Raw genomic sequence first — 13,438 nt, forward strand, 5'->3', positions numbered from 1 at the left:
TAAGCTGGAACGATGACCTAGCTTGTTGCCTGCCGTTTTTGATTGAATGATGAAAGCTACTTGCAAACCACGCCCTGCTCCCCGCGCTTCACCAAAACCTCTTTCTCATACGCCTTGACCTCGGCCAGCCACTCTTCGCGCACCGGCACATTCTGCTTCGCGCAGTAGTAATCCCAGACCGCGCCGAACGGGTACGACTTCAGTTCTTCCATCAAGGCCAGGCGGGATGTGTAATCACCGGCAAGCTCGATGCTTTTGAGCGTTTCGGTCGGCTCCAGCATCGCGCGCAGCAGCGCCTTCAGCGTATTGCGCATGCCGATGACCCAGGCGGCGATCCGGTTGATGCTCGCATCGAAGAAATCGAGGCCGATATGCGTCGTGTCGAGCAAATTGTGGCGCACCAGCTCGCGGGCGATGTCCTGCAGCTCGTCGTCCATGATGACCACGTGGTCGCTGTCCCAGCGGACCGGGCGGCTGACATGGAGCAAAATCCCCTTCGTAAAAAGCGCAAGCGCGGACAGTTTGCCGGAGATCATCTCTGTCGGATGGAAGTGTCCTGCATCGAGGCAGATCAGCTTGTTGTTCTGGATGCCGTAGCCCATGTAAAACTCGTGCGAGCCGACCACATAGCTTTCGGAGCCAAGGCCGAACACCTTGCTTTCCACCGCATCCAGGTTGAAAGCGGGGTTAAGCTCCTCCTTGAACACCTCATCCAGCGCGTCCTTCAACCGCTGCCTCGGTCCCATCCGGTCTACCGGAATGTCTTTGTAGCCATCGGGAATCCAGACGTTGGTGACGCATGTCTGCCCAAGCTGCTCGCCAAAATACGCGCCGATTTTGCGCGACGCCTTGCAATGGTCGATCCAAAACTGGCGGATCGCCGGGTCGGCATGACTGAGCGTGAAGCCATCCGCCGACTTTTCATGCGAAAAGCAGGTCGGGTTGAAATCGAGGCCCAGCCCCTGCTCCTTGGCCCAAGCGACCCAGCTTTCAAAATGTTTGGGCTCGAGCTGATCGAGGTCCACCTTTTCATCCGTATCCGCATAGATGGCGTGCAGGTTCACTTTGTGCTTGCCCGGAATCAGCGAAAACGCCTTCTCCAGATCTTGCCGCAGCTCATCCGCTGTCCGTGCCGCTCCCGGATAATTGCCCGTGACCGCGATGCCTCCCGTCAGCTCCTGATCACGGTTGAGGAACCCGCGCACGTCATCGCCCTGCCAGCAGTGCATCGACACCTTGATTTTTGCCAGATTTTCCAGCACCTGATCGACGTCGATGCCATGTTTTCCATACAATGTTTTGGCTTCCTGATAGCTTGCCTCAATCCCGTTTTGCATGTTCACTGCCTCCTTCACCCTGCTTGTATGTTGATGGGAACCTTCACGTCTGTTTCGTATATTTGCGGAATTCACGGAACCACGCCGCTCTCTCCGCCGTCTCTGCCGGAACGAATTCCTTCACGTCAAAAGATTGGCGAATCAGCTGCCTTGCCTCGTGGAGATCGGCCACCTCGCCCGTCTCGATCATTTGCACAACCAGATTGCCGAGCGCTGTCGATTCAGTCGGCCCTGCCGTCACGCGCTTATGGGAAACCGTAGCCGTCAGCTGGCAGAGCAGATCGTTGTGCGCCCCGCCTCCGACAATATGAATGACCTCGATCGCGTTGCCAGTGATGGCCTCCATCTCTTCGACCGACAGCGCATACAGAATAGCCAGGTTATCAAAAATACAGCGCGCAATCTGTCCCGGCGTCTGTGGCACAGGCTGACCGGTTTCCTGGCAATAGCGCTGGATTTCCTCCATCATGTTGTGCGGGTTGAGGAACCGGTTATCGTCAAAGTTCACGAAAGATTGAAACGGCTTCTCCTGCTCTGCCGCTGCGACGAAATCGGCAAACGAGTACGTGCCCCCGCAATGGCGCTGTACTTCCTGGATCAGCCACAGTCCCATGATGTTTTTCAAAAACCGGAACGTCTGGTATGCGCCCCATTCGTTGGTAAAATTCGCTTCCTGCGCCTGCTCGCTCGTGATGGGACGGCTTGCCTCCACGCCGAGCAGCGACCACGTCCCGCTGCTCAAATACGCCCAATTCTCCCCTTGTCTCGCCGGAACGCCCAGCACCGCCGATGCGGTATCATGCGTGGCCACGCAGATCACTTCACAGTCCGGCAGATCATGCGCTGCGCGCAATGGCTCGCTCAAATACCCGAGCGACTCCCCCGGCTGCATAAGCGGCGGAAACTGGCTGCGCGAAAGGCCAAGCAGGGCCAGCAAATCTTTATCATAGTCTTTCGTCTGCAAATGCAAGAGCTGTGTCGTCGATGCGTTCGTCACCTCATTGACCCGCTGCCCTGTCAGGCGGTAGTGCAAATAATCGGGAACAAGCAAAATGCTGGCAGCCTGCCGCAGCTGTTCGCGGTCATGCACGCTCAGCTGGAACAACGTGTTGAAGCTTTGGAACTGGATGCCCGTTTTTTCGTAAATGGCTCGCGCCGGTATGCGGGCGGTCACGTCAGCGATGGCTTGGCTGGTTCGGTCGTCACGATATGCGTATACATCGTGCAGCCGTTGCCCTGCTTCATCCAGCAGCACATAGTCGACAGCCCACGTATCGATTCCCAGCGTGCAGTCGTCAATCCCCTGTGCTTTCGCTTTTTTCAGACCTGCGATCACCTCATCAAAAAGGGTATCGATGTCCCAGTAGCAATGTCCCTCTTTTTCCACAAATCCGTTTTTGAAGCGATGGATTTCCTGTAGCCGGATGCGGCCTTCCACGATTGTGCCCAAGACCAGACGGCCGCTCGATGCACCGATATCTACTGCTATATGGTTTCGCATGGCAATGCTCCTCTATCGTTGGCAGTCTTACAGATGAAACACTTCTTTCAGCTCGATGCTGACCGGACTGTTGTCCTCGTTCGTTTCCATGATGTCCTTCATGTACGCCCACCATTTTTGGCAAATGTCGGTTTCGGCCGTTTTGCTCCAGCGGGCTTCGTCTTCGATTTCCAGATAGGCGAACAGGGTGTTGGTTTGTTCGTCCAAATAAATCGAATAGCTGTGTGCGCCGTGTTCGCGCAGCATGGCGGTCATTTCGGGCCAGATTTCGTCATGGCGTTTTTTGTATTCCTCGTGGGCGTCGGCAAATACTTTCATCGCGAATGCTTTTCGGATCATGGTTTTTGGCACCCTTTCTTGATTGGTTGGTTGTAGTGGTTGAGCGGGGCCTTGCGGGAAAAACGCGCTGCTCCGCACTGGCAATGCCCGCTGAGGGCATGGGAGTCCGGCGTAAGCGGAAAAGCGGAACCGCGCCCAAAAGCCACTCGCTGCGCGGCGGGTGTATCTCACGGATGATGTTAGGCGCGAAAGCCGTTCCGCTTTTCCGCTTACGCCTGGGTCGGCATCGCCAAGGCTGCGCTGCGCCTTTTTCCCGCAAGGCCCTTCGCTGCAGTGGTCCACAAACTTTTATTGGATAGAAAAAATAAACAAGATCAAAAATGAATGGAATAGCAAAAAAGATTATTTAAGGAGGATTCAGCGTAGCGACCTTCTTTTTCCAATACCCGAAATTTTCGCAACTCTCCCCATGCAAGAAAACGGTTACACGATAATAGTAATCGACCCGTATTAGTGAGTCAACACATACAAAACGAAAAACACACCCGTTTTATTTGTTTTGTTTTTGAATAACTGTGTAATGTCATAAAAACCCACTACTTGAGATATTTCATCAAAATGGTTTCAACATGGATGAGGTGTTCGTTCATGGTGCGTTGGGCTGATTCTGCATCTCTTGTTCGCACCGCTTCGTAGATAGCCCGATGTTCCTCGTATAGTCTTTGCGAGACCGATTTATTGGCGTACAGTTCGATTCTTCTCGTGTCGCGGATGGCGGATTCCATTTGGGTGGAGATGCTGGTGAACAGGCTGACCATGATGGAGTTGTGGGTTGCCTGCACCAGGGTGGAATGGAACTGCCAGTCTGTTTGCTCGCCGATCTCCTCGTTGCCGATATGCATCTCCATTTGGGAAACGATGGCTGCGAGCTGGCGAATATCGGTTTCCGTCGCTTTCGTGGCGGCGATGCCTGCATTGGATACTTCGAGCGCTTTGCGGGCTTCGAGCAGCTCCAGCACTGTTTGCTTGTTGGTTTGCAAATGCGCGAGGCCGGGGATCGGCGCCGTTTCTTGCTGCGAGGGGCCGATCACCGTGCTGTTGCCGCCCTGACGGATGTCGATCAGCCCCATCGCTTTCAGGGCGCTGAGCGCCTCCCGCATGGATGAGCGGCCGACGCCGAATCGCTCGGCCAGCTCTTTGGTCGAGGGCAGCCGTTCGCCTGCTTTCAGCTCGCCTCTTATAATCTGCTGCTTGATCTGCTCGGTAATTTGCTCATAATGGTTGATTTTGGTCAAACGTGTGATTTCCATCGGTTGCACCATCCCGTCCGCATTCGGTTCCGTCGCGCCTATCCGACGATCAGGGCAAAAACGACGCCGGGACCGTGCACGCCGATCGTCAGGTCGTTTTCAATATCGGCGGATCGGCTGGGACCCGAGATGAAATGGATGCCTGCCGGAAACGATTCGCGCGGGCGTCCGTCAAAATGGGCCAACACCTCGCCAAGCCGCGTTTTCATCCGCTCCACCGGGATAATCGCCATGACAACGGTGGGCAGCAGGCTGACTCCCCTGCCTTTGTCCCCCGATGACGTCACGACGATGGACCCGGTATACGCCGCTGCATAATCTACAACGGCCAGGCCGATATCCGCTCCTGCGGCATGGGTGAGCAGCGACTCCTTCTCCTCCGCCTTCCAGACCACGATCTGCGTATCGGGCAGCTCGTTTTCCAGTTTGAGCGCATCCAGTTCCGGCTGGTTTTGGCGGACGAGCAGACGGGCTTGCAGCGATTGCGCCTTCTCGGTGATGAATCGCTTGGCCTCTTCCATATTTGCAAAGCGGCACACATGACCGCCGGCATTTTTCCAGTTCTCGCTGAACAGCGCGATCTTGTCCTCCTGGCTCAAGTCGAACTGGCGCCAAAAGTCAGGGGCTCCTTTAAACGGATGATGCGGCTTCTCCGTCACGCGCGGCCGCCCAAGCCGATCCGCGATGTTTTGCATGAATGTCTGCTGCTTTTGGCGCGATTTCTCCGCCAGCCGCTGCAATGCTTGATCTGTCGCTTCACTCATGGCTTGCCCCTCCTTCGATGCGCTGCTGCAGCTGGCGTTCCAGCCGTTTTTTCAGCTCGTCGTCCATGGCAGACGCGTTTTGCCGGACTTCCTGTTCAAGCGACGACCATTTCTCACGGAATGATTCGGCTGGCAGTGCGGGCGTGTGGCGGTAGCTGTTCCAGCCTTTCAACGGGCCGATTTTGGCCTTGATCACGCCGTCGCGGATCAGCAGCTTTTGCGCGACCTTGCCCATTTTCAGCACTCTTCCATAACGCTTGTGATTGGCCATCACATACTTGAAGCCTTTCATGCCGATGCTCTCTTCCGGTGCGCCCAGCCCGTTTTCCACTTTGCGGTTGCGGAGATAGACGAGCATATCGTGCAGCGGGATTTTGACCGGACACGCTTCATAGCAGGCGCCGCACAGGCTGGACGCGTTGGCGATGTCATCCCATTCCGCCACATTTTTGTTGAGCGCTGGCGTCAGCACCGCCCCGATCGGTCCGCTGTATGTGCCGCCGTAAGCATGGCCGCCGATATGGCGGTAGACAGGACAGGCATTGAGGCAGGCGCCGCAGCGGATACAGTTAAGCAGCTCTTGAAAATGCGGATCGCCCAGCTGCAGCGAGCGGCCGTTATCGACGATGATGATGTGCATCTGCTCCGGCCCATCGCCGTCTTCCGCCCGGCGCGGCCCCGTGATTCCCGACATGTAGACGGTCAGCTTCTGACCGGTCGCCGAGCGCGGCAGCAGCGTCGCCATCACCTCCAGATCGTCCCACGTCGGAATGATCCGCTCCATCCCCATCAAGGTGATTTGCGTTTTCGGCACGGTCGTCACCATCCGGGCGTTGCCTTCGTTTTCAAACAGCACCATCGAGCCGCTTTCCGCGATGGCAAAATTGCAGCCCGTCATGCCAATGTCGGCTTCGAGAAACTTTTCGCGCAGCTTTTTGCGGACAAAGCCCGCCAGCACCGTCGTGTCGGGCGTTAAAGGCTCGCCCGCCTCTTTGGACAACAGCTCGGCGATTTGATAGCGGTTTTTATGAATCGCCGGGATAATGATGTGTGACGGGGTTTCATGCGCCAGCTGGATGATGTATTCGCCAAGATCGGTCTCTACCGCCTCGATGCCCGCCTCTTCGAGCGCATGATTGATATGCAGCTCTTCGGACACCATCGATTTGGATTTGACCACGGAGCGCGCGCCCCGCACCCGGGCGATCTCCATCGTGATCGCAACCGCCTCCTGCGCCGTTTCGGCGAAATGAACGTGAACCCCGTTGGCCCGCGCATTTTCGACGAACTGATTCAAGTAGTAGTCGAGATGGGCGATGGTATGCAGGCGGATCTGGTGGCCGCGCTCCCGCCACTCCTCCCAGTTGCCATGCTCGGTCGATGCCGTTTTTTTGCCGCTGCGCAGCCGCTCCGTCGTGAATTTGACCGCGTTGCGCAAAAACTCGTCGTTGAGCGCGACTTTTGCCCGTTCCTTAACCGTGCTGCCTGCTGCTTCCTTCACGGCTCATCACCCCCTCATACAGCAATTCCGCGATATGCATGACCCGCACCGGCTTTCCACGGTAGCGCAGATTGCCCGCGATGTTGAGCAGGCAGCCCATGTCCATGCCGACCAGCACCTCCGCCTCCGTCTCCAGGATGTGGTCCACCTTTTCCGAGACCATGGCGCCAGAAATTTCACTCATTTTGACAGCGAACGTTCCGCCGAAGCCGCAGCAATCCTCCGCAAACGGCAGCGGAACCAGCTCCATTCCTTTCACCCGGCTGAGCAGAGCTGTCGGTTCGTCTTTTACCCCCAGCAAACGCGATCCGTGGCAGGACGGATGAAACGTGACCTTGTGCGGAAACGCCGCCCCCACATCCTCAATCCCCAGCACACCCACGAGAAACTGGGTAAATTCATAAGTTTTGGCCTTCAGCCGCTCGGCCTTCTCCAACATGGCCGGATCGTCAGCGAACAGCTCGGGATAGTAATGGTGGATCATGCCGGTACAGGAGCCCGACGGCGAAATGACGAAATCGCTGTCATCAAAAGCCGCCAGCAGCGTCTTCGCCGACTCCCGCGCCGCATCCCAGTAGCCACTGTTGAAAGCTGGCTGCCCGCAGCATGTCTGCACCTGCGGAAAATCAAGCTGTACGCCAAACTTGCCCAACAACCGCACCATCGCCTCGGCGACGCCCGGATAGACGCTGTCGCACAGACATGTGACAAACAGGGAGATTTTCATCTAAATCACCTTCCTTTCCAATTGTCAGCTTATCAGACATGTTGGTGCGGCTTAGTCCCGTCGTTTAGACGGGGCTTAGCCGCACTCCCCCCTCTTTCCATCCCCGTTTACCGTGCAATCGTCACCTGCACCGCCCGTTCGCGCAAGCTTTGAATGACTTCCGCATCCGCCTTTTCGTCGGTGATGATTTCGTCGATCTGATCAATCGTGGCGAACTGGGTGAATGCCTGATTGCCGAATTTGCTGGAGTCGACCAGCAAGTAAACCTTTTCAGAAATGCCGATCATTTTTTTCTTCACGTTGGCCTGCATTTCGTTCGACTCGCTCAGTCCCCGCTCAAAATGAATGCCGTTGCAGGAGACGAACGCCTTGTCGACGTAATACGTGTCCAAAAAGCTCTCCGCGCGTGGCCCGACATAAGACAACGAGCGTGGAGCCATGATGCCGCCTGTGGCGATCACCTGAATTTTTTCCTTGCCGGACAGCTCCATCGCGACCTTCATCGAGTTGGTAACGACGGTCAACGGAATGTCAGGCACGATGGCCGCCATATACCACGCGGTCGTGCTGGCATCCAGAATGATTTTGTCATTCGGTTCGATGAAGTGAATCGCCTCCTGGGCGATCCGCTTTTTCTCGTCCATATGCAAAATTTCCCGCTCGGCATAAGGGATTTCTGCGTGCTGGTCCTTCATGCTGACCGCACCGCCATGACTTCGCAGCAGACGACCCGCTTGCTCCAGTTTGTCCAAGTCACGGCGGATGGTCTCTTCCGTCACGCTGCACACATCACTCAGTTCGGAAACCCGAATGCTCCCTCTTTCGTTGACAAGACGGACGATTTTTTCAAGTCGTTCTGCTACAAGCATGGCCATCCTCTTTCCACTGCGTATTGGTGTCGGTCTCCTATTTGGATGGTTCTCCTTTTTCAGAACCGTTTCCTGTCATAACGTCTGCAAAAAATGAGTGCTGCCCTAGCGCGTAAACGCTGCCGGTACGCCGCCATCGATGGTCAGCATGCAGCCGGTTGTTTTCTCCGATTTGGAGGAAGCGAAAAACAGGATGCCTTCCGCGATGTCTTTCGGGTAAATGTTAACCAGCAAGGTCGTACGATTGCGGTAGTATTCTTCCAATTGATCGGGCTCGATGCCGTAAGCGGCTGCGCGCTCGTTGCGCCAGTTGGAGTTCCAGATCGCCGATCCTTGCAAAATCGCATCGGGCAAAATCGAGTTGACACGGATGCCATATTGGCCGCCCTCTGCCGCGATGCAGCGTGCCAGATGCACCTCCAGCGCTTTGGCCGCGCTGTATGCTGTCGCGTTTTTGCCTGCGTACACCGAATTTTTGGAGCCGACGAACACCATGTTCCCGCCCAGATTTTGCGCCTTCATCTGCTTGAACGCTTCGCGCGCAACCAGGAAGTAGCCGGTGCCCAAAACCGCGATGTTCAAGTTCCACTCGTTCAAACTCGTTTCCTCGAAAGGACTCGACGTCGCCAGCCCCGCATTGTTCACGACCGTATCGACGCCGCCGTAAGCGAGCGCTGCTTCCGCCAAAGCGGCGAGCACATCCTCTTCCTTGGTCACATCCATCCGCACGGCGATCGCGCGTCCTTCGCCATACGTTTCATTGATCTCCTGCGCCACCTTTTGCGCGCCATCGATATTCAGGTCGGCTACGACGACATGTCCGCCTTCGGCTACAAACCGTCGGCACGTCTCGCTGCCGATGCCTCCCGCTCCGCCGGTGATGAAAGCGACCTTGCGGGAAAATTCCGCTTCGGCCGGAGCCAGCGTCAGCTTATACAGCTCCAGCGGCCAGTATTCCACATTGTACGATTCGTTTTCGCTGAGCGAGACGAATCGGCCGAGTGCGGTTGTGCCGCGCATCACGGCGATCGCCCGATGGTACAGCGCACCGCTCACTTTGGCATTCGACCAGCTTTTGCCCGTGTTGACCATGCCGATTCCCGGGATCAGGATGACGCGGGGCGCAGCTTCAAACATCTGGTCGCCTTCGTTTTTGTTTCGTTCAAAATATTGCCGGTATTCCTCTTTAAAGCGGGCGATTCCCGCGAGTACGCTTTGCTTCAATTCCTCGACATCTCTTGTGGCAGGGTTCCACTCGACATAGAGCGGCACCATCTTGGTGTGTACCAAATGATCCGGGCACGCCGCGCCGATTTGCGACAGCACCTGGGCGTCCTTGCTGTTGACGAATTGCAGCACATCGTCTGCATCATCGTAGGTGAGCAGCATCCGCTTGGCATCGCTGACTGCGCCGCGAATGACCGGCATCACCTGCGCAAGGATTTGTCTGCGCTCTTCTTCCGGAACGCTCTCGAACTTTTGGCCGCCGAACACGGCGTCTTCCTGAATTTTCGCTTCAATATAAGCTTCCGCTTCCTGGATGATTGCGATCGTTTGCGCATAGCACGCTTCCGCAGTATCGCCCCATGTCACCAAGCCGTGCTTTTCCATCAGCACCAACTCGGCTTTCGGATTGTTGCGCACGCCTTCCGCGATCATTTTGGAAAGGGTGAACCCAGGGCGTACATATGGCACCCAGACAAACCGATCGCCGAAAATCTCCTGCGCCACTTCCTTCCCGTTGTCCGCGCAGCAGATGCTGATGATCGCATCCGGATGCGTATGGTCGACGTGCTTATAAGGAAGGAATGCGTGCAGCAGCGTTTCGATCGATGCCCGCGGATGCTTGCTGTCGATCATGCAGTGTGCCAGGTACGCGACCATTTCCTCATCGGTCATCGAGTCCCGCTCGAACAGCGGGGCGATATCGTCCAGCCGCAGACCTGTGAAATTGCCCGCTTTCATCGTCGCCAAGTCGGAACCGCTGCCTTTTACCCACATAATCTCAACATCTCTGCCGCGAAAATCTTGCACGGTTGTTTTGGCGGAGGTGTTTCCCCCGCCCCAGTTGCAGACGCGGCGGTCGCTTCCGATCAGGTTGGAACGGTAGACAAGCTCATCTAATCCACTTTGAAGTTGTTCGGCTTGGGTTTGATTCCATAAGCTCTGTATCATTTCGTACCTCCAAAGATTTCTTCGTTTTCGTTTGTTATTGATTATAATACTATTGTTTATTTTTGAATATATGTTTTTATTTTTATTTTTCAAGACCACCGAAAGCGGGAGATTGCTTGCTGCAAGTCGCCTGCGAGGGCTGTCAAGCCTTTGGCGGCATGCAAAATCTCTTCCATAGAAGCGAGCTGCTCCTCCGTAGCGGCGGTGACTTCCTGCGTTTGGGCGGACGTCGTCTGCGAAATAGCGTTAATCCGCTCGATCGCGGCAGCAACTTGCCCCGTCATCCCCTCGATGGACGATGAGGCGCTCGCGACCTCCTGCATCTGCCCGTGGTACGACTCCAATGCCTGGCCGATTGCTGCAAAAGATTGCTCTGCCTGCAGCACAGCCGCTATCCCCCGCTCCACTTCACGCATGCTGTTCTCCATGGAGGCGGTCGTTTGATCGGAACCGATGGCGATCTCGCCCACGAACGTCTGGATTTGGGCGGCAGATTGCCCGGTTTGTATGGAGAGTTGGCGAATATGTTCCGCGATGACCGAAAATCCACGACCATGCATCCCTGCCCGCTGCGCTTCGATCGACGCATTGAGCGCAAGCATGTTGGTCTGTTTGGCGATGTCCAGGATGAAGCCAACGATTTTTCCGATGTTGTCGTTTTTGGCTCGCAACTCCAAAAACTGCGTTTGCAACTGACGCACAGACTGGCGAATCTGTGCCATCTGTTTGTCCATGCTTTTCATTTCTTCCGTCCCTTTTCGGGAAAGCTGGAGCATCTGCTCAGCACGGCTGGCAGTATGATGCGCGCTTTGGTTAATCTGTCCGATTCCTGCCGACATTTCAACGGCAAGCCTCGCAGTCTGTTCGACCTGCTGCATTTGCTCCATGATGGCGGCCTGCACCTGTTGCATGATTTGCGCGATCGATCTGCTGGCAGCTGTCGTATGCTCCGCGCTCGCCTGCCAATGAACGGCAGATCCGCCGATGCTGTCGGAGCTGGCTGCAATCTGCTCGATACATCCGCGCAGCTGATGCGCCATTTCCTGAAAGTGGCGGGACAGCCGGCCGATCTCGTCGCCCGTCGTCTGTTCCCACTGTTCCATGTTCAAATTCCCCGAGGCAATTCGCTCGGTTTGGTCGACCATTTTGATCAGCGGACGGGTCATTTTTTTGGCTGCCGCATAGCTTGCCGCAATCGCCAAAAACATGGCTGCCGCCCCGCTCATAATCACCGTCTGTATCAGATGTGCCGTTTTTTCTGTGTTTTGCTGTTCTTTTTCGTTCATGGCAGCCTGCTGCTTGCCAGCTACCTCAGCAGCGCGCGCAATCATGAGAGCGGAGAGATTGACAACCTCTGTCTGCATGATGACTTCCGCCCGCTTCCTGTTGGACTCTTGCTCCACCGCCCGGATGACTTCCTCCGCCTTCTCTCTGTAGCGCCTGTTCGATTCGATGATCTGGGAAAGCGTCTCGCGGTCATCGCCGTTGCGCACAAGCCCAAGCGTCTTTTGCCCAAGCTCGGCAATGCGGCTGTTCGCTTTTTGCATCGCCTGAATCGACTGCTGGTCCGTGACTGCACCAGCACCGACCGCGACCAAATAAGCAACGAGCGCATGATTTTGCGTTGCAACCTGATATTGAATCTCCTCTGCGGCAAGGGCTGCCGCCGCATCCTGCTGCAAAAGCTCGGCATACGCCGCTTTCATCTGGAGCATGTACGCGATCGTCCCCGCACAGATGGCGCTCCAGACCAGCGACACGATGACAAATGCTGCGATCATCTTTTTCACAAGGCTCAGGTTGGCGAATCGGCCCATGGCACATCCTCCGCAACGTATTCTGATGGGAATGCCTCCAACAAACCCGATTTGCTGGAGGCATGATGGTACGGCTAGCTATTGATTAGTACACTTTTTTCCACTCGCCGATGTTGCTTTGGTCGAATTTGAACGGATCGCCCAGCATGACTTGGGTTCCGTCGCCATCGGCGATCACTTCTTTGTCGCCCAGTTTGCCTGCTTTGAATTTGTCGCCGGTTTTGCCTGTAATCGTGCCTTTCACCAGCGCGTCAGCCGCATAGCCAGCGAGATAGCCCACATCCACCGGATTCCACAGGTACATCCACGGGCTGACACCGCTTTCAATATATTCAGCCATCTCGCTTGGCAAGCCGAGTCCGGTCAGCATCACTTTGCCTTTCAGCCCTTTGTCGGTCAGCACTTTGCCCGCAGCTGCGATCCCTACGGTCGTTGGCGCGATGATCCCTTTCAGGTCAGGATACGATTTCAGCAGCGCTTCGGTCTCCGAAACGCTCTTGTCGCGCAAGTCATCGCCATAAGCTACTTTCACCAGCTTGATGTCTTTGTATTTCGGATCTTCCAGCTCTTTTTTCATCCAATCGATCCACAGGTTTTGGTTGGTCGCTTGCGAGGTTGCGCTCAATACCGCGATTTCGCCTTTGCCGCCGATCATTTCGGAGATAGCCTGGATTTGTACGCGGCCGATCCGCTCCGGGTCAGCCTGGTTGATGTGAACCATACGGCTCTTTGTATTTACCGCCGAGTCGAGCGAAAGCACTTTGATGCCCGCATCCATCGCTTTTTTCAAAGCAGGCTGCAATGCATCCGGGTCGTTGGCGACCACCGCGATGGCATCGACTTTTTGCGAAATCAGCTCTTCGATCATTTGAATCTGCGCTTCGGCGGTCGGTTGGTCCGGCGCTTTCAGAATCGCCTCGCCGCCCGTTTCCTCAATCGCGGTTTTGAAGCCTTCCATCTGCTTTTCGCCATACGGGTTGCCCGTGTTTTTGAAGATGATGGCGAATCGCTTTTTGCCGCCCGCAGCGCTTCCGGCATCGCCTTGTTTGCCCGGATCTGTCGTCGCCGACTGGCCGCAGCCAGCCAACACGGACGCTGCGAGTATGAGTGATAAGCATGTCGTCACTACTTTTTTCACTGAAATTCCCCCCATTTTCA

The 13,438-nt window shown here is 55.8% G+C and carries 11 protein-coding genes; all 11 read right to left on the reverse strand.

What is annotated here, in order from left to right; all coding sequences use genetic code 11:
* Positions 1–56: 56 nt before the first annotated feature.
* The gene (rhaA, locus tag ACTID9_RS25855) at positions 57–1,337 is read right to left on the reverse strand and encodes an L-rhamnose isomerase (RefSeq protein ID WP_441068071.1); all 1,281 of its coding nucleotides are present in this window, start codon (positions 1,335–1,337) and stop codon (positions 57–59) included.
* A gap of 43 nt (positions 1,338–1,380) precedes the next feature.
* On the reverse strand, positions 1,381–2,838 hold the full coding sequence (gene rhaB / locus ACTID9_RS25860) for a rhamnulokinase (RefSeq protein ID WP_441068073.1): 1,458 nt from the start codon (positions 2,836–2,838) through the stop codon (positions 1,381–1,383).
* A 27-nt stretch (positions 2,839–2,865) separates the two neighbouring features.
* Positions 2,866–3,177 (reverse strand): L-rhamnose mutarotase, encoded by a 312-nt coding sequence (rhaM, locus tag ACTID9_RS25865; RefSeq protein WP_441068075.1) that lies wholly within the window; start codon positions 3,175–3,177, stop codon positions 2,866–2,868.
* Positions 3,178–3,713: 536 nt separating this feature from the next.
* Positions 3,714–4,427 (reverse strand): FadR/GntR family transcriptional regulator, encoded by a 714-nt coding sequence (locus tag ACTID9_RS25870; RefSeq protein WP_441068077.1) that lies wholly within the window; start codon positions 4,425–4,427, stop codon positions 3,714–3,716.
* 38 nt (positions 4,428–4,465) lie between these two features.
* Entirely contained in the window at positions 4,466–5,191 is a 726-nt protein-coding gene (locus tag ACTID9_RS25875) for a LutC/YkgG family protein (RefSeq protein WP_441068079.1), read from the reverse strand.
* The gene (locus tag ACTID9_RS25880) at positions 5,184–6,692 is read right to left on the reverse strand and encodes a LutB/LldF family L-lactate oxidation iron-sulfur protein (RefSeq protein WP_441068081.1); all 1,509 of its coding nucleotides are present in this window, start codon (positions 6,690–6,692) and stop codon (positions 5,184–5,186) included. Before ACTID9_RS25880 ends, ACTID9_RS25875 begins: the two co-directional genes overlap by 8 nt.
* Positions 6,664–7,419 (reverse strand): (Fe-S)-binding protein, encoded by a 756-nt coding sequence (locus ACTID9_RS25885; protein WP_441068083.1) that lies wholly within the window; start codon positions 7,417–7,419, stop codon positions 6,664–6,666. The genes ACTID9_RS25880 and ACTID9_RS25885 overlap by 29 nt, the downstream gene beginning before the upstream one ends.
* 107 nt (positions 7,420–7,526) lie before the next feature.
* Positions 7,527–8,288 (reverse strand): DeoR/GlpR family DNA-binding transcription regulator, encoded by a 762-nt coding sequence (locus ACTID9_RS25890; protein WP_441068085.1) that lies wholly within the window; start codon positions 8,286–8,288, stop codon positions 7,527–7,529.
* Positions 8,289–8,393: 105 nt separating this feature from the next.
* Positions 8,394–10,463 (reverse strand): bifunctional aldolase/short-chain dehydrogenase, encoded by a 2,070-nt coding sequence (locus tag ACTID9_RS25895; RefSeq protein WP_441068087.1) that lies wholly within the window; start codon positions 10,461–10,463, stop codon positions 8,394–8,396.
* 89 nt (positions 10,464–10,552) lie between these two features.
* Positions 10,553–12,280: a methyl-accepting chemotaxis protein gene (locus ACTID9_RS25900; RefSeq protein WP_441068089.1), complete on the reverse strand. Its 1,728-nt coding sequence runs from the start codon at positions 12,278–12,280 to the stop codon at positions 10,553–10,555.
* 85 nt (positions 12,281–12,365) lie between these two features.
* A complete protein-coding gene (gene rhaS / locus ACTID9_RS25905) occupies positions 12,366–13,418 on the reverse strand; it encodes a rhamnose ABC transporter substrate-binding protein (protein WP_441068091.1) in 1,053 nt (350 codons plus the stop codon).
* Positions 13,419–13,438: the final 20 nt, after the last annotated feature.

This window comes from Brevibacillus fluminis, from assembly GCF_052072235.1.
GTDB classification, from domain to species: domain Bacteria; phylum Bacillota; class Bacilli; order Brevibacillales; family Brevibacillaceae; genus Brevibacillus_D; species Brevibacillus_D fluminis_A.